This window comes from Lysinibacillus sp. NPDC094403 (assembly GCF_050278745.1).
Classification (GTDB): Bacteria; Bacillota; Bacilli; order Bacillales_A; family Planococcaceae; genus Lysinibacillus.
Window position 1 is genome coordinate 21,834 of sequence record NZ_JBNNTL010000014.1, and the last position, 21,926, is coordinate 43,759.

The window sequence follows — 21,926 nt, forward strand, 5'->3', positions numbered from 1 at the left end:
CACAAAACATAAAAAAATGCCCTAAAAGTAAAAATTACTTTTAGAACATTTTCTTTTAACGTTTATTCTTCATATTGAATATCTAATTTTTTCGGAATTTCTGGTATATCGTTTGATTTTACATCCGCTTCTGCTAAAGCTAACGTATGTAATTGATATTTTTTCTGAGCATCAAAAGGAATTGCAGTACTTTCCATTTTTTTGTTCATCTGACTACGTGCAAGTAGACCATTATTAGATAAATCAATGCTCATTATACTGTTAATCGTTTCTTTTAGCATATCAATATCCTTTTCTTTAAGTGGCATTTGCTCGTCCATTAAAAATGGTTGAATATTTTCTTTAATATAGCCCTGTGCCTCAATCAAACAAGAAAATTCATTTAATTTGTTAGCGTATAATTGTAATTGGCGCTTTTCTTTTGAGCGTTGTTGATTAAGCTCTTGCACTTTTTGCTCAATACGCACCAAACGATTTTTCGTTATATCCATAAGATATCTTTGTATTGAATCAATGGACTGAAGCATCATTACCTCCGCCTCTTGCACTTTTTCAAATTGTGCAATACAAAGAATTTGCTGCTCATTTAACTTGTTAACTCGTTCCTTGAAAAATCCATTTTGTGTATGCTGACCAAAGATAGCTTTCATAAGGCCTTTTCCGTGAATTTTTTTATGCTGAGCGTCCAATCGATCATATTCACGTATATATTCGCTATGCATATTACGATATTCTCGTAACATTTGTTGATAAAAAATAGCCTTTTCTGTAAAACTTTCCACAATTTCATCTTGTAAATAATCATTTTGTGAGATGGTTTGTAAAAGTTGGTATAATGTTTGAACATTTTCAAATACATTGGCAACCTGTTCGTATTCTTGCTCATATTCAGTCACAATCGCTAAATCACGTTGATAGCGTGAAAATTCATATTGTGAATCGCCTGCATATTTTTCAATGTTCTCAACAGCAGATTGGAAAGGATCTCTTTGTGGAATAACAGCTAATTCGAAGCGGAATCGTTCAAGCCATTGCAAGAAGCGAATTAAAATGCCATACGTTTTCTTATCACTATTTTCTGCAATCCTATGAATTTCTGAAATTAATTGTTCGTATTGACTATTTTGCCAAAGCTCATCACTATTAGTCTGTTTAGCTTCAATCGCTTCTCTAGCAGAGATAGCAACAAAATCACTAATCAAATGTCCATATCGTTCTCTCTCAGTATTGATAAACGGCTTCGTATTTTCATTTGAATCAATGGCATTGATAACACAAAGAGGCTCAACACCTTTGTTTTTTAACGTTTCCATCAATAATATTTCTGGATAAATAGCCATCGAACCTGAGCGTAATACCCAAAAGATTTCGTCAACACGGTTCATCAATGATTCTGGGAAGTAGGCCATTTCTCCTCCTCCAGATTCCAATGAAACAGAATCAATAATTGTCACTGATTTTAATAAATCATTTTTTAAATATACTTCTAGGTAATCTAAATGTTCTCGTAGTATTTGAGCTGCAAAAGTATCACCAGTTGTCAATAATTCTAGCTTACTCATATCGAATTTTGCTACAACACCATCTAAAAAATACGCCTTTATTTCTTCATGTTCACCATATCGCAAAAACGTATTGACCCCTGTTGGATGCTGATCACTAACAGGTAAAACTTGACGTCCTAGCAAACCATTCACAACTGTTGTTTTTCCAACACGCGCTTTCCCTACAATAAGAATCATCGTTTCGTTGTTAGCATCTTGAATGATGCGATTTAAGTGTTTAGCTGTATCTTTCACATATGTATTTTGTAAAATAATGCCATGTAATTGTCGCAAATGATCAACTAGCTGTGGCAAAATATTATTCGCTGAGGCTGTATATTCGATCGGCACATTATCAATATTTGTCATCCTCAAAACCTCTTTTCGTATGTATCTAAAGTTATTATAAATGAAAATATTCTCTTATTAATACATAGTACTAAGAAATAACGACAAAAAAGGACAATATACTTAAATTCCGTTGTCACAAATAGGTAATAACTCTTACACTATTAAACCTTCTATCTCAGATATTATTACTCATTCAGACTAAAAGAAATAATTATTATCAGGATAAATTTGTAAGAGTTAGTCTTCTCACATTTTCTATTATTCTTCTTTATTAAACTTTATTCTTCAATTCCAGCCATACGTGCGTAAACCGCTCCAAGTGTTGGCATTCCACCTTGTGCACCGAATTTCTCTACTGATAACGAAGCAGCAATATTAGCAAAATATACTGCCTGATCTAATGATTGCCCTTCTGCTAAAGCATGAGCAAGTGCACCGTTAAACGTATCACCTGCACCTGTTGTATCTACCGCCTTCGTTAAATAGCCAGGAACATGAATAGGATACTCACCATCAAAATAGCGTGCTCCATCACTACCTAGCGTAATAATCATTTTATTAGGATATTTTTCTAATACTTGCTCAAAGTCATCTCCAAAAATTTCAGCACACTCCGTTTCATTTGGTGTGATATAAGTAATATCCTCCATCCATTGCACATCAAAATTAGCCACTGGTGCCGGATTTAATAAAACAGGCACATTCGCTTCTTTACATAGTTTTATTGCAGAAGCGGTCGTTTCCATTGGGATTTCCAGTTGCATAATTACCATCTGACTTTTCTGAATGATTTCTTTCGCTGCCTCTATATGTGCAGGCTTTAATTCATAATTAGCACCAGGCACTACAATGATACGATTATCGTTATCGTAGATTAAAATATTAGCAATCCCAGTAGGTGCCGATACGCTCGTAATAGCTTCAGTTTGAACATGCTCTTGCTGTAAAACATTACGCAAAGTTTCACCAAAACTATCAGAGCCTACACAGCCTATCATTGCGACTTCACTTCCAAGCCGTGCCACAGCAGTTGCCTGATTAGCGCCTTTTCCTCCTGGGATTGTTTGAAATTCTTTACCGAGGATTGTTTCTCCCTGCTTTGGAAAAACTCCCATTTGTACAGCCAAATCCATATTTATGCTACCTATAACTGTAATCATCTTTTTCCCTACCTTCCATCTTATTTTTCCATTTTAACTGAGAAAACAGTAGAAAGACAGGGCATTTACATTTGAAAATTATGGGGTTATGTTCAATTTAGTTTTCCCAATAAACCTTTCCTTGCCTCTAATTCAATTTTCCTATCACAATCTTCACAGGAAAACTTCCCGTTCATATTTTCTTTATATAGTTTATATTTCCTTGTCCCTTCTACAACTTCAAATATTTTCTTACAAAAAATACAATGAACCTTATAGCTAATCATAATATTTCCTCCTTTAAGCCGATGTAGTTTTTTGGGGAATATAGCACAAAATATAATGAGACCGACAATAAAATACTTATAATACCGAAAATAATTGCAGTCATTTGAAGCGTAAATAATTCTGCAAACAGACCTAATAATAAGGTAAAGGAAATTTGTAAAATATTTTGAAATATACTAGAAATACTACCGAATCTCCCCATCATTTCAGACGGTACATTTTGCTGATAAAACGTTTCATAACCAGTATTACTAAATGCCATAAAGAAGCCTAGAAAAGCTAAACTTACAAACGCTAATATATTTGATGTCGAGGCATAAAAGGATGTGTAGAATAGCATTGTCAGGAACAGGCCAAAAGCTATATATGATCGAGTGGACCATTTTTTGGCCAAGCTTGCGGCAACCATTCCACCTAAAATTGCTCCGGCTCCTGCACTACTCACAAAGGCTCCATATAAGCTATCGGATAACGCTAAATCTTGCTTTATAAATGTTGCTTCTTGAGAATCAAGTGCAAAAGCAATCATTAACGCACTTTGAAACAGTAAATAAATCGTTATAAATAATGAATTTTGTCGGATGAAAGCTATTACAGCTAGATAATCACTTTTTAATAGTTGCCAAGTAATACGTTGCCTTGAAGTTTCCTTCATATCATCTACATCTGGTAATAAATAAATGATCATAGCACAAACAAAAAATGTAAAGCTATTGAACCAAATCGTAACTGTTGTATTAAAAAGCATGATGAGGAGCCCCGCTAGTGCTGGACCTACTAAAAATGAGCCTGAATTGAATGTGCCAAGTATTGCGTTAAATCGTTGTCTATCTTCTGAGGGAACAACCTTTGTAATATAATATGTACTACTAGGTCCAAAGAAGCTATTCGCTATATTCGCTAAAAATAACAGCGTATAGATGAGCCAAATAGATTCCATAAATGGCATACAAAAAACAATGAACCCTCGTATAACATCAGTTGTAATCATCAACTTACGTTTATTCATACGATCAATGAAAGAACCAGCTACCAAGCTTGTTAAAACTCTTGCTATTGGACCGACAATAAAAATTCCAGCCATCGCTGCCGGCGATTGTGTTAAATGCCATACAAATAAATTTAGCGCTACAAGGTAAATCCAGTTTCCTAGATTGGAAAAACCTAAACCCCCAATTAACATACTGTATTTTCGAATGATATTCATGATAGTTCCCCCTTTCAATATAACTAACCTCATCATCATTCGATCCTTTTCACCGCACCAAATGCTTTTTTCGGTGATGTTAAATTAACTACCCACGATTTCTACTAAACATTCCATTTTTTACCGCATAACTCCATTTATATATTATCAAAATATTACATCAATTTGTGTGTAATTTTACAAAAAATATACATTTTATATACCTAAAACATCCACCAGGGGATTTAACTTTATTCGGCGGATATTATTTATAAAATTTGTAAACCTAGTCATTTGCAATTAAGGAGTTTTTCATAACTACATGAGCATTTTCCCTCTTAACCCGATCAGTTCTTCCTATTACCTGAGCATTTCTCCCTTCAATCAAAGTAATTTTACTTCTTTATTAAAATAAAAAAACTGAAGACAACAAATGTGTCTTCAGTCTAAAGGTAATCGTTTCATTTATGAAAATGTAATACGTTGTGCTTCGTAAGCAGCAATTTGTTCTTCGTATTTAAATGTTAGGGCAATTTCATCCCAACCATTTAATAATGTTTCTTTATAGTAAGGATCGATGCTAAAGCTATACACTTTACCATCTTCACCTGTTACTGTTTGTGCTTCAAGATTGACTTCCATTGAGTACGGTGTCTCTAAGCCTTTTGCTAAAATTTCATCACACTCTGCTTCAGTTAGCTTGATTGGTAACATCCCATTTTTGAAACAGTTACTATGGAAAATATCTGCGAATGACGGTGCAATCACTACATTGTATCCGTAATCTAAGATTGCCCACGGTGCATGTTCACGAGATGATCCACAGCCGAAGTTATCTTGTGCTACTAAAATTTTGGAGTCTTTAAATTCAGGTTTGTTTAACACAAAATCCTTTATTTCATTACCATCTGCATCAAAGCGCCAATGGTAAAATAAATACTGACCAAAACCTATACGCTCAATACGCTTTAAAAACTCTTTCGAAATAATTTGGTCTGTATCGACATTTTTACGATCAAGTGGAGTTATCACACTATTTACGATATTAATTGGTTCCATTTGCAATCATCCCTTCCGTGTAAATGGAATTTACACAGTTTCCTTTACGAATTCACGAACATCCACAAAGTGACCAGCAATTGCTGCCGCTGCTGCCATTGGCGGTGATACTAAGTGTGTACGAGAACCAGCTCCTTGGCGTCCTTCAAAGTTTCTGTTCGATGTTGATGCACAGCGTTCACCTGCCGGTACTACATCATCATTCATTGCTAGACACATGGAGCAACCTGTCTCACGCCATTCAAAGCCAGCATCTGTAAAGATTTTATCTAATCCTTCTGCTTCTGCTTGTATTTTCGTCGAATATGATCCTGGCACAACAATCGCTGTTACATTTTCATGCACTTTACGCCCTTTAATAACATCTGCAGCTGCACGTAAATCACTGATGCGTGAGTTTGTGCAGGAACCGATAAATACGTGTTGTATATCGATTGAAGTTAATGGTTGACCTTCCTCTAAGCCCATATAGGCAAGTGCTTTACGAAGAGCAGCTTTATCTGACTCATCCTCATAATCTGCCTGTGTTGGAACATTACTTGAAACACCTGAACCCATTGACGGATTCGTTCCCCAAGTGATGATTGGCTCAATCTCTTCTGCTTGAATGATTCGAACTGTATCATATGTTGCATCATCATCGGATGCTAAGCTTAACCAATAATCTGCAGCTTCCGCAAACTGTTCTCCCTGTGGTGCATGTTTGCGTCCACGGATATAGTCAACAGTCGTTTGGTCAGGAGAAATTAGCCCTGCCTTTGCACCAGCCTCGATTGACATGTTACAAATTGTCATCCGTTCTTCCATAGAAAGCTTGTGGATAGCCTCTCCAGTGAATTCCACAATATGTCCTGTGCCGACACTGATACCGAATTTAGAAATAATCGCTAAAATAATATCTTTTGCAGCTACACCTACAGGAAGCTCACCTTCTACACGAATCTCCATTGTTTTCGGCTTGTTTTGCCATAGAGTTTGTGTTGACAATACATGTTCTACCTCAGATGTACCAATACCGAAGGCAATCGCTCCGAACGCACCGTGAGTAGACGTATGAGAGTCACCACAAACAATAGTTTTACCAGGCTGAGTTAAACCTAGCTCTGGTCCAATTACGTGAACAATTCCTTGGTCAGGGTGCCCCATCCCTGCAAGCTCAACGTCAAATTCTTCAGCATTTTTTGCTAACGTTTCAATTTGGTTACGTGCAATTGGATCATGAATCGTTGGTAGATTTTTTGTAGGTACGTTATGATCCATTGTTGCAAAGCTTAAATCTGGACGACGCACTTTACGTCCGTTCATTCGAAGACCTTCAAAAGCTTGCGGAGAAGTTACTTCATGAATTAAATGGAGATCAATATATAACAGGTCCGGTTTGCCACCTTCTTGATAAACAACATGCTTATCCCAAATCTTTTCAATTATATTTTTGCCCATTATCTTCACCTATTTCTTAAATGTATGTTGTCATAATGCTTTCTGAAACAAAACTTGTATCAATCTCGTTAATAACTTTATCTGTCCATTCATTCGTCGAAAGTATACGACCGCCATCACGGACAAGATCTGCTGTGAAATAGCCATCATCAAATACTGCACTTACAGCACGTTCGATTTCTGCTGCCTCTTCCTTTAAGCCAAATGAATATTGTAGCATCATGGCAACTGAAAGAATTGTTGCTGCCGGATTTGCTACACCTTGGCCTGCAATTTCTGGAGCTGAGCCATGTACTGGTTCATATAGACCAAAATTATCTCCACGAATGGATGCAGATGGTAATACGCCTAAAGAGCCTGTTATAACAGATGCTTCATCACTTAAAATATCTCCAAACATATTTTCAGTAACTACCACATCATAATGACTAGGATTTGTAATTAATTTCATTGCAACTGAGTCTACTAAATTGTGCTCCACTTGCACATCTGGATACTCTTTTTTCTTCGCTTCTACAACTTCGCGCCATAAACGACTTGTTTCTAGTACATTTGCTTTATCAACAGAGCATAATTTGCCTCCACGTAAACGTGCTAATTCAAAGGCATTTTCAACGATACGCTCGACCTCTGCAGTTGAGTAAACAGTTGTATCAATCGCGCCATTCTCAGTACGCATACGTGGTTCCCCGAAGTATACGCCGCCTGTTAATTCACGTACAATCATTAAATCGACGTTTTCGGCTACTTCACGCTTTAATGGTGAAGCATCTAGTAAACTCGGGAACGCCTTTACTGGACGTAGATTTGCGAATAAGTCAAAGTGTTTGCGAATACGTAATAATCCTTTTTCTGGACGTAATTCAGGTGGGTTATTATCCCATTTCGGACCACCAACGGCTCCAAGTAAAACTGCGTCACTATTTTCACACATCTCAATTGTTTCATCTGGTAGTGGATTATTGTGTTGGTCGATGGCAGCGCCTCCGATTGTCGCATAACCTAAATGGAATGTATGGTTGAATCGCTTACCAATTACCTGTAATACACGTACAGCAGAAGCAACAACCTCTGGCCCAATTCCGTCACCAGGAAGTACTGTAATTTTTTTCTCCATCGTCAAAACACCTTTCTTTGTATAGCGTTGAACTACGCTATTTTAGTAAGACTCTCACCTATTTGAATAGGTGAGGTCATCAATATTACGACTGACTACACGCTTTTGGGATGTGAATTTGATGATCCATTAACTTACAGGCTGTGCACGAAGGCTTGCTTGAATTAAATGACGGTTGATGGCATTTAAATAAGCTTTTGCCGAAGCTTCTAAAACATCTTGTGATGAGTTTCGCCCGGTTGCTGATACACCATCATAGCGGATATTAATCACGGCTTCACCTAGTGCATCTCGTCCCTTACCGACAGACTTAACTCGGTAATCAATCACATGAATGTCTCCTTGTACAAGTTGCTCAAGCGTATTGAAAATGGCTTCCACTGAGCCTGAACCTGTTGCAACAACTGTCTTCTCTAGACCTTCTGGTGTTAAAACAATCGCTGTTGCTGTTGGTATATTTTCTGTACCATATTGCACCTGTACCATCTTCAGTTCATAGAGTGGAACATCTTCTATTTGAACTTGTTGCTCTGTAAGAAGCGTTAGTAAATCTTCTTCCGTAATTTCTTTTTTACGGTCAGCAAGCTTTTTAAATTCAGTAAATGCTTTATTTAGTTTTTCATCTGAAAGGTTAAAGCCCATTGTTTCTGCTCGGTCACGGAATGCTGCACGACCTGAGTGTTTACCAAGAACGAGCGGTACCTCCCCTTCACCGATTAGGGCAGGTGAAATAATCTCGTACGTTTCTGGATTTTTCAACACACCATCTTGGTGAATACCTGATTCGTGTGCAAATGCATTTTTACCAACAATAGCTTTATTCGGCTGAATAACTACATTTGTCAATTTACTGACTAATTGAGATGTACGTTTAATTTCTTGTAAATGAATACCTGTTTCTACAGGGTAAATATCTTTACGGATATGAAGGGCAACTGCGATTTCTTCAAGCGCAACATTTCCAGCACGCTCCCCGATGCCGTTAATCGTACCCTCAACTTGTGAGGCACCATTTTCAATGGCTGCAATTGTGTTAGCGGTTGCCATACCTAAGTCATCATGGCAATGTGCAGAGAATTTTACCTTGTCAGCACCTTTTACGTTTTCAAGTAAGAATTTAAATAATGCACCATATTCTTGTGGCGATGCATATCCTACTGTGTCAGGTACATTAATGGTTGTCGCACCCGCCGCAACAACTTCATTCATAATGCGTACTAAAAATTCACGATCTGAGCGGAATGCATCTTCAGCAGACCATTGTACAAGCGGAAAGAATTTTTTTGCATATTTTACGGCTTCAACCGCTTGTTCTACCACTTGATCAGGTGATTTTTTTAGCTTGTATTCCATATGAATTGGGGAAGTTGCTAGGAAAATATGAATGTGCGGTTGCTCTGCCACTTTAATTGCTTCCCACGTTGTGTCGATATCTTTTTGTACACAGCGAGCTAAGCCTGTTACGATAGAGTTTTTCACTGTCCCTGCAATACGATTTACCGCATCAAAGTCACCGGGTGACGAAGCAGGAAAACCTGCTTCTATAATTGTCACTCCTAGGCGCTCCAATTGCTTGGCGATTTCAATCTTCTCTGCTGTGTTTAGATTAATACCAGCAGATTGTTCGCCGTCACGAAGGGTTGTATCGAAAATATCAATTTTTCGCACTTGCAGCCACTTCTCTCACGACTTTTTCTTTACCTTCGTTAATGAATGGCATCATAGCACGTAATTTAGCACCAACTTCTTCGATTTGGTGGTTCGCACCATCTTCTTTGAATTTTGTATATTCAGGACGACCGTTTTCGTTTTCTTGAATCCAACGGCGAGCGAATGTACCATCTTGAATATCCGTTAATACATCTTTCATACGAGCTTTTACTGAGTCATCGATAATGCGTGGTCCTGCAACATAGTCACCCCACTCTGCTGTATCTGATACTGAGTAACGCATTGTTGCCATACCACCTTCAAACATTAGGTCAACAATTAATTTTAGTTCGTGAAGTGTTTCAAAGTATGCTAACTCTGGTTGGTATCCTGCTTCTACTAAAGTTTCGAAACCTGCTCTTACTAATTGTGTAGCACCGCCACAAAGTACAGCTTGCTCACCGAATAAATCAGTTTCCGTTTCTTCTTTGAATGTTGTTTCAAGTAAACCGCCACGAGCTGCACCGATTCCTTTACCATATGCAAGAGCTAAATCTTTTGCTTGACCAGTTGCATCTTGATGAATTGCGAATAACCCTGGTACACCAGCACCTTCTTGGAATTGACGACGAACTAAGTGTCCTGGACCTTTCGGAGCAACTAAGAATACATCCACATCTGCTGGCGGTGTAATTTGACCGAAATGAATGTTAAAGCCATGTGCAAACATAAGTGCCTTACCAGCTTCAAGATGTGGAGCAATTTCAGCCTCATATACAGCTTTTTGACGCTCATCTGGAAGTAAAATTTGGATAACATCTGCTTCTTGCGCTGCTTCTGCAACAGTTTTCACATCTAATCCATCCGCTTTTGCTGCATCGAATGATCCGCCCGGGCGAACTCCTACTACTACATCGAATCCTGATTCTTTAAGGTTTAAAGCATGTGCGTGACCTTGTGAACCATAACCGATGATTGCGATTTTTTTTCCTTTTAATACTTCCTCGTTGATGTTTTGTTCATAGTACATAGTAGCCATTGTTTGTTTCCTCCTAATATTTGGGTTTGTTTTTTTAACTTCGGATGCTAGCAAACCAACGAAGGGCTATGCATTCAAAGCTATCAATTTTATATGCAAACTATTTTAAAATAGAGAGCTGCGTATTTGAGATTTTTTGTGTTTCACGAACAGATGCAGTAGCCCCTGTACGTGTTAATTCTTTAATACCATAAGGTCGAATTAGTTCAATAAAAGCATCAATCTTATCTGGATCTCCAACTACTTGATAGGTGACAACGTTTTTCGCTGTATCAATAATTTGTGGACGGAATGGTTCAACAATTGAATTCATTTCCAGTCGTAAATTTGGTGGTGAAATTACCTTTACAAGTGCAAGCTCGCGTAGCACGATTGATTTATCTGTAATATCATTGACCTTTAACACATCAATTTGCTTTGATAGTTGCTTCACCAGCTGTTCAATTTTACGCTCATCCTCTACGTTTACAACAAAAGTCATTTTCGAAAAGTTTGGCTGTTCAGTATGACCAACTGTGATTGATTCAATATTGAATTGACGCTTCATAAGTAAACCTGTTACACGGTTTAACACACCGCTCTGGTTAATCACTGTTACTGTAATTACTCGTTTCAATTCTTTTTCACCCCAATCATTTCATGTAAGCCTTTGCCTGGTGCTACCATTGGGTACACACATTCAAGCTGTTTAACCCGACAATCAATTAACACTGGCTCATCAGAAAGTAGTGCCTCTCGGAAAATACATTCCGCTTCGTCGATTGTGTCAATTCGATAGCCTTTAATGCCGTATGCATCAGCTAATTTAACAAAATCTGGTTGGATCGGCATTAGTGATGATGAATAACGCTCCTCATAGAACGTTTCTTGCCATTGGCGTACCATTCCTAGACAGCTATTATTTAAAATCACCACTTTTACCGGTAAGTTGAATTCTTGTAGCAGAGATAGTTCTTGTGCAGTCATTTGGAACCCTGCATCTCCTACAATGGATACAACTTTTTTGTCTGGCTTCGCAAACTGGGCGCCAATTGCAGCTGGGAAGCCGAAGCCCATCGTACCAAGTCCACCAGACGTTACCCATCCATGATCATTGTTTAGGCGATAATATTGTGCAGCCCACATTTGATGCTGACCAACATCTGTAGTGACAATTGCGTCACCTTCTGTAATTTTATGCACAAGCTCTAATGCTTCCTGCGGTAAAATTTCTTTGTCCCCTGGCTCCTTGCTATACCATAATGGATATTTCTTTGTATGGTTATTTAAGAATGCTAGCCATTCTGTTGTGTCTGGACCCTCGAATTCTTTTTTCAATAGTGCTTTTAATGCTTCTTTAGCATCTGCAACGATTGGAATATCTGTCGGAACGTTTTTTCCAATTTCCGCTGGATCAATATCGATGTGTACGATTGTTGCATTTGGAGCAAATGTTGCCAAATTACCAGTTAAACGGTCATCAAAGCGAGCTCCGATATTCAACAATAAATCTGATTTTGTAATAGCTATGTTCGCTGTTGCAGTCCCATGCATTCCTGCCATACCGATGAATAATTCATGCTCTCCATGGATTGAACCAAGTCCTAACAAAGTGTTTGCTACTGGAATTTGGTATTTTTCAGCGAATGCTGTTAACTCTTCTTTGGCATCTGCAAAGAGTACACCAGCCCCAGCTAATATGACTGGATTTTTAGCCAATGAAATCGCCTGAATGGCCTTTTGGATTTGTAAATAATTCGGTTTGTATGTTGGTTGATAACCTGGTAAATAAATTTCATCAGGAGCCTGTGGCGGATTCTCCACATCAAATAACATTTGAGAAACGTTTTTCGGGAAATCCACTACAACAGGGCCCTTTCGACCAGTGCTTGCAATATGGAATGCCTCTTTAACAATACGCGGGATATCATTAACGTCCTGCACCTGATAGTTGTGCTTTGTAATTGGTGTCGTGATTCCCATAATGTCCGCTTCTTGGAAAGCATCTGTACCAATCACTGATGTTGCAACTTGACCTGTGAATATAACTAATGGGATAGAATCAATCATCGCATCAGCAATACCAGTTACTAAGTTTGTTGCCCCCGGACCGCTTGTCGCAATAACAACACCAGTTTTATTGGAAACACGTGCATAACCTTCCGCTGCATGGATTGCACCTTGTTCATGTCTAGTTAAAATATGACGAATCGGATTTTTATACATTGCATCATAGATTGGTAGTACCGCTCCACCCGGGTAACCAAAAACAATTTCAACACCTTGTTCATGCAATGCTTGCACTAATACGTCAGCACCATCTTTCGCTTGATAGGTTTGTTCAGCTTTTGCTGCTGTTGCTAATTCTTCTTTCTCATTGATAGAAACATTCGTACTCATCAAATTTGCCTCCTTCTTATCATTCAATTTCACATCAGTAATGCGCATCATTGAAGTATTACAAGCTGGTAATCTCCTTGAAAAGAGATGACAGACTCTTTCTTACGCCGTAAAAAAATAAAAAGCCTTTTTCTCCACACGCAAAGAATTACCTTACGTAGGGATGAAAAAGACTTTCCATGGTACCACCCTTTTTTATAGCAAATAATTGCTACCTCGCGAATAAATATAAGCATTTATGCACCAATGCGAATCATTCGCATCCAATATGGTGTCATAAATTATTTATTCATTAATAACGAGCACTTTCGATTATGCCCGGAGCTATCTAATGGCGATCACGCGTTTAATAGCCCACTCAGAGGGGATGTCGGATCTAGTTGTATCGCCGGCTTCCAGCACGACCGGCTCTCTGGTAAATACAAGGCTCTAGAACCTTTAACCTCATCAACGCTTTAACTTTTTAAATTTTCATAACGCCACCTGTAGAGGCGTTTGTTACTAATTTTGAATATCTTGCTAGCCAACCGCGCTTAATTTTCGGTTCAAATTCCGGTAATTTTGCACGACGCTCTGCTAATACTTCATCTGAGACTTCTAAATTGATAGTACGATTTGGTAGATCAATTGTAATAATGTCACCGTTCTCTACTAAAGCGATTGGACCGCCTTCTGCTGCCTCTGGTGAAATATGTCCGATTGAAATACCACGAGATGCACCTGAGAAACGTCCATCTGTGATTAACGCAACCTTTGTACCAAGACCACGACCTTGAATCGCAGACGTTGGTGCAAGCATTTCAGGCATCCCTGGGCCACCTTTTGGTCCTTCGTAACGAATGACGACTACATGACCCTCTTGAACAGTCCCGTTATCGATATTCTCTTGTGCCGCTTCTTGTGAATCAAAGACGATTGCTTCGCCTCTGAATACTTTGATAGAAGGGTCTACAGCTCCTACTTTAATAACAGAACCTTCTGGCGCGATATTACCAAATAACACCGATAAACCACCAACTGGACTATACGGATTGTCTTTCGTACGAATAACTTCATCATTTGTAATATGATAATCTTTTACAAGCTCACCCATTGTCAGTCCTGCAACTGTTGGTCGATCTGGGTGAATGGCACCTGGAATAGATGTTAATTCATTAATAATGGCACTAACGCCACCCGCTTTATTAATATCATCCATTGAAATATCTGAAGCAGGCATAATTTTCGCTAGATACGGAACACGCTCTGCAACTTTATTGATATCTTCAATGTTATAATCGATTTCAGCTTCATTGGCGATTGCTAATGTATGGAGAACTGTATTTGTCGATCCACCCATCGCCATGTCAAGTGCAAATGCATCATCAATTGCTTCTTTAGTAATAATGTCACGAGGCTTGATATCCTCTTTAATCATACGGACTAATTGTTTAGCAGCTTCTTTTATAAGCTTATGGCGCTCTTCAGAAGTAGCAACGATTGTTCCATTACCAGGTAAAGCTACTCCTAGCATTTCCATTAAGCAGTTCATAGAGTTTGCAGTAAACATTCCTGAACATGAACCACATGTTGGACATGCATTGTTTTCAATATCTAATAGCTCTTCAGCTGACATATTGCCAGATTTGTGAGCCCCTACACCTTCAAAGACTGAAGTTAATGAAAGTTGCTTGCCAGTAGCAGAAGTACCTGCCTCCATTGGACCGCCAGATACGAAAATTGACGGTACATTAGTACGAACTGCTGCCATTAACATTCCCGGTGTGATTTTGTCACAGTTAGGAATATAAAATACTCCATCGAACCAGTGCGCATTAATAACTGTTTCAGCAGAATCTGCGATAATTTCACGGCTCGGTAAAGAGTAACGCATACCAATATGCCCCATTGCAATACCATCATCGACACCAATTGTATTAAATTCGAATGGAATACCACCCGCTTCAATAATGGCTTCTTTTACAACATCAGCAAATGTACGTAAATGAACGTGACCTGGTATAATGTCGATATAAGAATTACAAACCCCAATAAATGGCTTGCCTAAATCTTTCGCTTTTACTTTGCCTGTTGCATATAAAAGACTTCGATGTGGCGCACGATCTACGCCTACTTTAATCATGTCACTTCTCATATTAAACGCCCCTCATTTATTGCTATGTTCGTTGCTATATACGAAATGTTCTGTCTATTTCACTTTTGCGTATATGTTAATCTCTTAGAAGATTACTAATTGCTGTAACGAACGTGTTAAATTGTTGTAATCATAGTACGAAAAAAAGGTCTAGTCAACAGTATTTTTAGAATTGTTTGAACAATTTAAATAATACATAAAATTTGAAATCGTTTTCATGCTGATTAAGCATCACTTTTATCTCGCTTCGTAGAATATTTCGACATTTTGTTCAAATTTTAATTTTTTTAATAATCCATCAATTTTTTCGAATTCTTTAAATTACATAGTATTCCTTCACAATGTAAATAATTTTCTTAAGTACCCTGTCAAAAACACATTATCAGGATCGAATTGACTACGAATAGCTAAAAATTTCTCGATATCAGGGTATAGCTCGTATACATATTTTGCGGTTAAATGATTTAGTTTGCCCCAATGCGGTCGTCCTTTATATTTCTTCATCATCGTATGGACCCATTCAAAATAAGGCTCTTCCTGCATTCCTTTATACATATGAAAGGCAACAAACGCTGATTCTTGTCCTTGGGTAGGACTTAAAAAACCTGCTTCTCCTGCCGTCGTCCGACATTCTAACGGGAAATGCACATCAAAAATTCCACTTTTAAAGGTTGCGTGGATCTCCTCCATACATGCCTCAAATTGCGTTAACGGAATAGCATATTCACTTTCTTGGAACTTTACGCTACGTGGAGACGGATATATTTCATAGCTAATCCCTGTTTTCTCCCCTTCAACTACATTGGCTGCTGCAAATTTACTCATAGCGCCACTTAACGAAGGCTTCCATTTACAAAGCTCGGACATAGCAAAAAAAGCACCGTTCTCTACTATTTGCAGTTTCAACGTCTCTATTCTCTTACTCCAATTACTTTGATAAACAGGCGCTATAGCGTTCATACGCTTCACTTGAATTGTTTCACTGCCAGGAAAATAAAACCACTCAACATGTCGATTCTGTCGAATATCTTCAGCAAATATCGCCAGACCATTTTCTAAAGTATCTCTTGTGCTCACGTAATGTAAGCTATATAGAGGTATCACCTTTATCGTTACCTTCACAAGCACACCCAGCATACCTAGTGAAACATGCAAAGCTTCAGATAAATCATCCATTCCTCTCATATGCTCCCTATAAGTACCTGTACCATCTACAAAACCCCATCTTGTTACAGCTGAGGATAACGAACCGAGTGTTACACCTGTTCCATGGGTACCCGTTGACACTGCTCCTGCAATCGTTTGCTCTTGAATATCGCCGATATTTATAAGGGCAAATCCATGCTTCGCAAGCAACGGTCCTATTTCATATAAATACGTTCCGGACCAAAGTGTCACCTCTTGCTTCTCTTCATTCACAGCTATTAGCCCACGCATATTATGTAAAGAAAGTGCTATATGCTCAGGCATTGCAACAGCGCTAAAGGAGTGAGCTGCGCCAGTGACACGAATCGTTTTTCCTAACTCACGTGCATGCTTCACTATATTTGTAACCTCTTCAATAGATCGAGGCAAGTACATCTCAGACGGATAAGAGATGACATTACCTGCCCAGTTTGTCCACTTCTCACCATTTTTCCACTTATCTATAGAAAACATTGACCATTCCCCCTATAGGTTGAAAAAGCTCCTACATACTTGTCCCCTCTAATCCCATGTAGTTCTTGAAATCTTTCACAAAGTTCCCCAGCCTTCGCATGTCGAAAATATAGCGTGTCCCCTACATTAACTTTTTTCCGCTTTACTTTAACGGGTGTTTGAACTTCTCCCGCTCCTTCTAAGTTAAGATATGAAAAAAAGGTAGGCTCATAGAATACCGGTAATCGATCAGTATTAATTGCCCCAGACGCCGTATAACCACCACCATGGCAAACAACAATATTTTTTTCTGGCTTTCTTGTTACACTTAAAGCAAATCCAGCTGCCTTTTCTAGCTGTAGATGTGTAAATTGGTCAAACAAAGCTGGTGCATAAAATGCAGAGCCAACTGTTATTTCTGTTACTTCCTTCTGTTGTGCCGTGTATGCCATACTCCCTGAACCACCACCATTTACAAAGTGCAAGCTCGGGAAATACGCTTTTATATGCGCAATTGCTAATCTACGAAACTGGGTAACTTGCTTTTTAGCTTGTAATTGCATTACTTCAATTAGTTTTCCTTTAACAGTGTTGGCTGGACGATTACCGACTCCTGCAATTTGAGCCTCATAGCCCATCGCTCCAACCACCTCAATAAATGCTTGATTTTTAATATATTCGAGGAATGGTGTAAGTGACTCAAGTGAATGAAGCGAAGAGCGTTTTGTACCAAAATATAGCAGTTTAAAATCATTGGAAACATTAATATCAATACATACTTGTACACGAACGCCTAGCTCTTGCCCTAACTTCGCCAAAAATTTGACATGTTCCCGCTTATCCACCATAAAAGTGACAGTTTTCCCGGCCTTTACGAAATGTAATAACTGACGAACAGCAGCTTCTTCCATCACCGGATATCCTAGCAGTAAATCATCAAATTGCTGTTGTAGTAAAAATATTGTTTCTGCCGCTGTGAACGTCATAAACCCTGTCACATTTGGTAGATTTGTTTGTAAATAACGTAATATCTCCACAGAACGAACTGATTTCGTAGCGATGCGTATATTTTTCTCTCCACAAGCGTTGTGTACGGTTGAAATATTGTGATCCAATGCATCAAAGTCCAACCAAGCAAATGGACGCTCTAGTTCATGGAACGCTCGATCAAATCTAGTGGTCATCCTATAACTCCTTTGTTTGTTCTTTATTGAAATTTATTTTAGACAATAAAAAACAACCGTGGACATGTAATCAATTTGCCTTCACGGTTGTTTTTAATAATGGACAAGCATTTAACTCACCTTTCTATTTTTTTAAGAGATTACGAGGAGAATATGAAATCCGCTGCTAAATTTAACAATACTAGCAGATGCAAGCCTGCAATAAGTAATCCTTGGCGATTTAAACGTTTCATAGCTGTCATATTCATATAGACCACTCTCCTTTTTTTCACATTATACTCTCAGAAAAATCAATTTTCAAACTATTCTTAATATTAAATTTGAATCATTTTTCTGACAAACAGGCCCAAATATGGCATGATAAAGAGTGATATTATACCTATAGGGAGAGTGGAAAGGTTGAAAAAGGCTTTATTAGTAATAGATTATACGTATGATTTTGTCGCTTCTGACGGAAAACTAACATGTGGAGAGCCCGGTCAAATGTTAGATAAGAAAATCTCATCCTTAATTCAAAAATTTATTGCTGAAAACGAATTTGTTGTTTTTGCGAATGATCTACATGAGAAAGATGATCCATTCCATCCTGAAACAAAGCTATTTCCTCCTCATAATATTCGCGATACTAAAGGACGCCATTTATATGGGCAAGTTGGTGAAATTTATAACCTTCACAAAGATAAAGTATTGTGGCTCGATAAAACCCGCTATAGTGCATTTGCCGGAACCAATTTATCGATTTTATTGAATGAACGAGGTATCAAGGAAATTCATTTAGTCGGAGTTTGCACAGATATTTGCATTTTACATACTGCAGTTGATGCTTATAATTTGGGCATTTCAACGGTAGTTTATGCAGATGGTGTTGCAAGTTTTGATGCTGTGGGTCATGAATGGGCATTACGTCATTTTGAACATACATTAGGCGCAACAGTTGTTAAATCATAAAAACCTAAGCGTGAATTTGTAATAATTACTAAAGAAGCGAGACGCGTTTAATATACTCCAATCAGGGCATAACTAAGTAATCGCCATTATATCTTAATTTAAGGAGATGAAAAAAATGATTAGCTTCATTTGGTATTTAATCATCGGCGGAGTTTTAGGTTGGTTAGCTGGCGTTATTTTAGGTAAAGATGTACCTGGCGGCATCATTGGAAATATTGTTGCAGGGGTTGTCGGTTCTTGGATTGGTAGTATGGTTCTTGGCAACTGGGGTTGGAGAGTTAGTAATTTTTACGTATTCCCGGCATTAATTGGTGCTGTAGTGCTGATCTTCATTGTAAGCATTATTTTAAAAAGTATGCGTAAAGCAACCTAAATATGTAATAAAGAGCCATCATTTTTGATGGCTCTTTACATATATTTTTGAAATATAAAATGATCAAGGGAATATTTTGATGTGGCAACGTTTTACATGAGTTTGTCGAGTCCTTTTCGCATGTAAATATTCATTCTAATTTCCTTTTTACAACAGCAAATAATTTAAATTACATACCGGGAGATTTGGTTGATTGGAGTGGAGACAGGGCGACTCCTTGGGGATTAGCGATTAGAGGAACGAAGGCTAAAACCATCACGTCCTGTGATAACGCCTTCGTGACCAACATCGGTGCTGTTGCTGTCGCTTCGTTGCACTACGCTTTCGCGCAAAAAACATCTGTTGGCCCGAGACCCTGGAGCGAGTATCGCGAGTGAAGCAGCTCATCGGACGCCCCCCAGGAAGCTCTGCTCTGCGCGAAAGCGAAGCGGCTAGCGATAAAAGCGCCCATTCGGAACGGAAATCAACCCTATGTTTTGCCAAATTACAATATTTTATTAAAGAGCCATCTTTTTTGATTGTATTTTACTTTTCTTGATAAACGACTGCTTCCTTTAGTTCATCATGATAGTCATTATACAAATTGAAATAATATAACACCTTTTCAACATATTTATCACTGTGATTGTACTTAAAAACAGCTTGCTTTATATGACCATCTGCTGCACCATTTTTCGATAAATAATTCGCGGCACTAAATATAGCGTCCTCAATATCATAAGGATCTGCTATGCCGTCTCCATTAGCATCTACGCCATATCCACCATATTTTTTAATCGTTTCTGGATCCATTAATTCAGCCTTCGATATATTCCCTTTTCCTAACCCCGAGCAGGAAGGATGTTTCCAACCAACAAATGTACAAGGCATAAACTGCATAGGACCTTCTGCCCCGGCTGATGAAACGAGCGATTTCATTGAGGAGAAGCGTGTTTCTATTCGATGATGGGCGGCAAGTAAAGTCCAAGGCACGCCGTATTTTTCTTCTGCTGCCACATAGATGGGAATATATTTCTCAGGAATATTCATATCGAAATTTTGTTGAATTTCTTCTATTGCTATTTGCTTCGCTAATTTTTCAAATATAGGTAAGGTTTGTAGTTCCTTCCACGCAAAAAAAGCAAAAACAATAACAGTTATCGCTATTGGTATTAATAAAGCTATCATGCCTAATTGAGAAGAAGGCGATAGCATCGGTTTTTTCTTCTTTTTATTCGCCATATGTCACACCTAATCTTTTATTCTTTTTCTATATTACCAAAATTTCTGTTTGTATTGCAGTTTTTTCAGAATATATTTCCACTACTTTAATAGTTGAAAAGGAAGGGAAAAATATAGTAAAATATAATTCGATTATTTTATATGGATAATAATAGGAGGAATTTATTTTGTGGAAAGACTTTAAAGAATTTGCTATGAAAGGCAATATTGTCGATCTAGCAGTGGCAGTTGTAATTGGTGGTGCTTTCGGTAAAATTGTTACCTCCTTGGTTGCAAATATTATAATGCCATTAGTAGGTGTCTTAACTGGTGGTATTGATTTAACAGAAAGCTTTGTGTTTGGCTCAGGTGACGCTCAAATAAAGTTAGGCGTATTTTTACAGTCAATTCTTGACTTTTTAATAATCGCATTTGCAATTTTCATGGCATTACGACTTATGACTAAGCTTTCTCGTAAAAAAGAAGAGGCTGTTGTGGAAGAACCAGCACCAGAATTGGATGCTAAAGAAGAGCTTCTAAAAGAAATTCGAGATTTATTAAAAAAAGAACAAGCTTAAAAATAAGAATCTGTCTAATTTTCCTTGGATAAACCGAGAAAATAGGCAGATTCTTTTTGTTCAATAGACTTATTCCTTTATGGGCGCAAATTCCATGGTTCAAACACGCCCACATGTTTTTCCGGTATTTCTTGTTTTATAGCATCAATAATTCCATGTGCAATTTCATTATTTGTTAGCCATCTTGAAAAATTGTTGCTTTCTATGATAAAACCCAGTTTTACCTCTCGATAAATTATGTTAGAAGGTAAATAACTTTTTGTACGGTCATTATTTATGTAAGAGCTACTCCCTTTTATATGAAATAAAATCACATTTTTTGTGTTAGGAATAGCGTGGAAAAGCGACTCCCAAATTCTTTTATCAGAACCATGAATCCAAGTAATAATACCATCAAATGATCCATTAGTTTGCTGAGACTCTATTAATGCTAATTTAAAGCTATTGTAATTCGTATAATCAAACTTTTAAAGGAAACAATTTCGAAGCATTTTTAGCATCATTTATCAAACTTTGCATTTTCTTATGTTTTCTCCCGATAACGGTTACATGATTCTCTTGCTGTAGAAGCCATATAGAAACATCCTTTAGCATTCCTGTTCCACCTATTACTAGCCAATTCTTCATTTAACTCTCCTCCTTTTTACATATCCTACTATTCCTAGGTGATTTCCTATAA

19 protein-coding genes are annotated in these 21,926 nt (G+C 37.8%); 3 read left to right on the forward strand and 16 right to left on the reverse strand.

Translation table 11 applies throughout. The annotated features are described in order from the left end of the window. Nucleotides 1-62: 62 nt before the first annotated feature. From ACQKMV_RS17885 to ACQKMV_RS17950, 14 genes are all read right to left on the reverse strand, one after another. Nucleotides 63-1,913, reverse strand: coding sequence for a dynamin family protein (locus tag ACQKMV_RS17885; protein WP_427505555.1), 1,851 nt, complete (start codon nt 1,911-1,913; stop codon nt 63-65). Between the two features lie 260 nt (nt 1,914-2,173). Then, entirely contained in the window at nt 2,174-3,055 is an 882-nt protein-coding gene (gene rbsK / locus ACQKMV_RS17890; protein WP_427505556.1) for a ribokinase, read from the reverse strand. 92 nt (nt 3,056-3,147) lie between these two features. Continuing rightward, nucleotides 3,148-3,321 carry a hypothetical protein gene (locus ACQKMV_RS17895; RefSeq protein ID WP_427505557.1) on the reverse strand — a complete coding sequence of 58 codons (174 nt, stop codon included), beginning with the start codon at nt 3,319-3,321 and terminating at the stop codon, nt 3,148-3,150. Further along, the gene (locus tag ACQKMV_RS17900) at nt 3,318-4,529 is read right to left on the reverse strand and encodes an MFS transporter (protein ID WP_427505558.1); all 1,212 of its coding nucleotides are present in this window, start codon (nt 4,527-4,529) and stop codon (nt 3,318-3,320) included. The genes ACQKMV_RS17895 and ACQKMV_RS17900 overlap by 4 nt, the downstream gene beginning before the upstream one ends. A 444-nt stretch (nt 4,530-4,973) precedes the next feature. Next, on the reverse strand, nt 4,974-5,567 hold the full coding sequence (leuD, locus tag ACQKMV_RS17905) for a 3-isopropylmalate dehydratase small subunit (RefSeq protein WP_427505559.1): 594 nt from the start codon (nt 5,565-5,567) through the stop codon (nt 4,974-4,976). Nucleotides 5,568-5,597: 30 nt separating this feature from the next. Beyond that, complete coding sequence (leuC, locus tag ACQKMV_RS17910; protein ID WP_427505561.1) at nt 5,598-7,007, reverse strand: 3-isopropylmalate dehydratase large subunit; 1,410 nt, start codon at nt 7,005-7,007, stop codon at nt 5,598-5,600. 16 nt (nt 7,008-7,023) lie between these two features. Then, nucleotides 7,024-8,124 carry a 3-isopropylmalate dehydrogenase gene (gene leuB, locus ACQKMV_RS17915; protein WP_427422936.1) on the reverse strand — a complete coding sequence of 367 codons (1,101 nt, stop codon included), beginning with the start codon at nt 8,122-8,124 and terminating at the stop codon, nt 7,024-7,026. A gap of 129 nt (nt 8,125-8,253) precedes the next feature. Continuing rightward, on the reverse strand, nt 8,254-9,792 hold the full coding sequence (locus tag ACQKMV_RS17920; protein ID WP_427422937.1) for a 2-isopropylmalate synthase: 1,539 nt from the start codon (nt 9,790-9,792) through the stop codon (nt 8,254-8,256). Next, nucleotides 9,779-10,831: a ketol-acid reductoisomerase gene (ilvC, locus tag ACQKMV_RS17925; RefSeq protein WP_427505678.1), complete on the reverse strand. Its 1,053-nt coding sequence runs from the start codon at nt 10,829-10,831 to the stop codon at nt 9,779-9,781. The genes ACQKMV_RS17920 and ilvC overlap by 14 nt, the downstream gene beginning before the upstream one ends. An 82-nt stretch (nt 10,832-10,913) precedes the next feature. Then, on the reverse strand, nt 10,914-11,429 hold the full coding sequence (ilvN, locus tag ACQKMV_RS17930; RefSeq protein WP_049664470.1) for an acetolactate synthase small subunit: 516 nt from the start codon (nt 11,427-11,429) through the stop codon (nt 10,914-10,916). Next, the gene (gene ilvB / locus ACQKMV_RS17935) at nt 11,426-13,192 is read right to left on the reverse strand and encodes a biosynthetic-type acetolactate synthase large subunit (RefSeq protein ID WP_427505563.1); all 1,767 of its coding nucleotides are present in this window, start codon (nt 13,190-13,192) and stop codon (nt 11,426-11,428) included. The genes ilvN and ilvB overlap by 4 nt, the downstream gene beginning before the upstream one ends. Nucleotides 13,193-13,655: 463 nt before the next feature. Next, nucleotides 13,656-15,326, reverse strand: a complete 1,671-nt coding sequence (gene ilvD, locus ACQKMV_RS17940) for a dihydroxy-acid dehydratase (protein ID WP_427505564.1) — start codon at nt 15,324-15,326, stop codon at nt 13,656-13,658. Nucleotides 15,327-15,662: 336 nt separating this feature from the next. After that, nucleotides 15,663-16,985 carry a D-arabinono-1,4-lactone oxidase gene (locus ACQKMV_RS17945; RefSeq protein ID WP_427505566.1) on the reverse strand — a complete coding sequence of 441 codons (1,323 nt, stop codon included), beginning with the start codon at nt 16,983-16,985 and terminating at the stop codon, nt 15,663-15,665. Beyond that, nucleotides 16,973-18,148, reverse strand: a complete 1,176-nt coding sequence (locus ACQKMV_RS17950; protein WP_427505568.1) for an amino acid deaminase/aldolase — start codon at nt 18,146-18,148, stop codon at nt 16,973-16,975. Before ACQKMV_RS17950 ends, ACQKMV_RS17945 begins: the two co-directional genes overlap by 13 nt. 399 nt (nt 18,149-18,547) lie before the next feature. Here ACQKMV_RS17950 and ACQKMV_RS17955 point away from each other — a divergent pair, with 399 nt between their 5' ends. Together ACQKMV_RS17955 and ACQKMV_RS17960 are read left to right on the forward strand one after the other, a co-directional pair. After that, entirely contained in the window at nt 18,548-19,096 is a 549-nt protein-coding gene (locus tag ACQKMV_RS17955) for a cysteine hydrolase family protein (protein ID WP_427505569.1), read from the forward strand. A gap of 115 nt (nt 19,097-19,211) precedes the next feature. After that, nucleotides 19,212-19,469: a GlsB/YeaQ/YmgE family stress response membrane protein gene (locus ACQKMV_RS17960; protein WP_142507034.1), complete on the forward strand. Its 258-nt coding sequence runs from the start codon at nt 19,212-19,214 to the stop codon at nt 19,467-19,469. Nucleotides 19,470-19,994: 525 nt separating this feature from the next. On the opposite strand, the gene ACQKMV_RS17965 is transcribed toward ACQKMV_RS17960, so the two are convergent. Beyond that, a complete protein-coding gene (locus ACQKMV_RS17965) occupies nt 19,995-20,690 on the reverse strand; it encodes a lytic transglycosylase domain-containing protein (RefSeq protein WP_427505570.1) in 696 nt (231 codons plus the stop codon). 167 nt (nt 20,691-20,857) lie between these two features. Here ACQKMV_RS17965 and mscL point away from each other — a divergent pair, with 167 nt between their 5' ends. Next, nucleotides 20,858-21,247, forward strand: a complete 390-nt coding sequence (gene mscL / locus ACQKMV_RS17970) for a large conductance mechanosensitive channel protein MscL (RefSeq protein WP_427505572.1) — start codon at nt 20,858-20,860, stop codon at nt 21,245-21,247. Between the two features lie 459 nt (nt 21,248-21,706). On the opposite strand, the gene ACQKMV_RS17975 is transcribed toward mscL, so the two are convergent. Beyond that, nucleotides 21,707-21,874 (reverse strand): hypothetical protein, encoded by a 168-nt coding sequence (locus ACQKMV_RS17975; RefSeq protein WP_427505573.1) that lies wholly within the window; start codon nt 21,872-21,874, stop codon nt 21,707-21,709. Nucleotides 21,875-21,926: the final 52 nt, after the last annotated feature.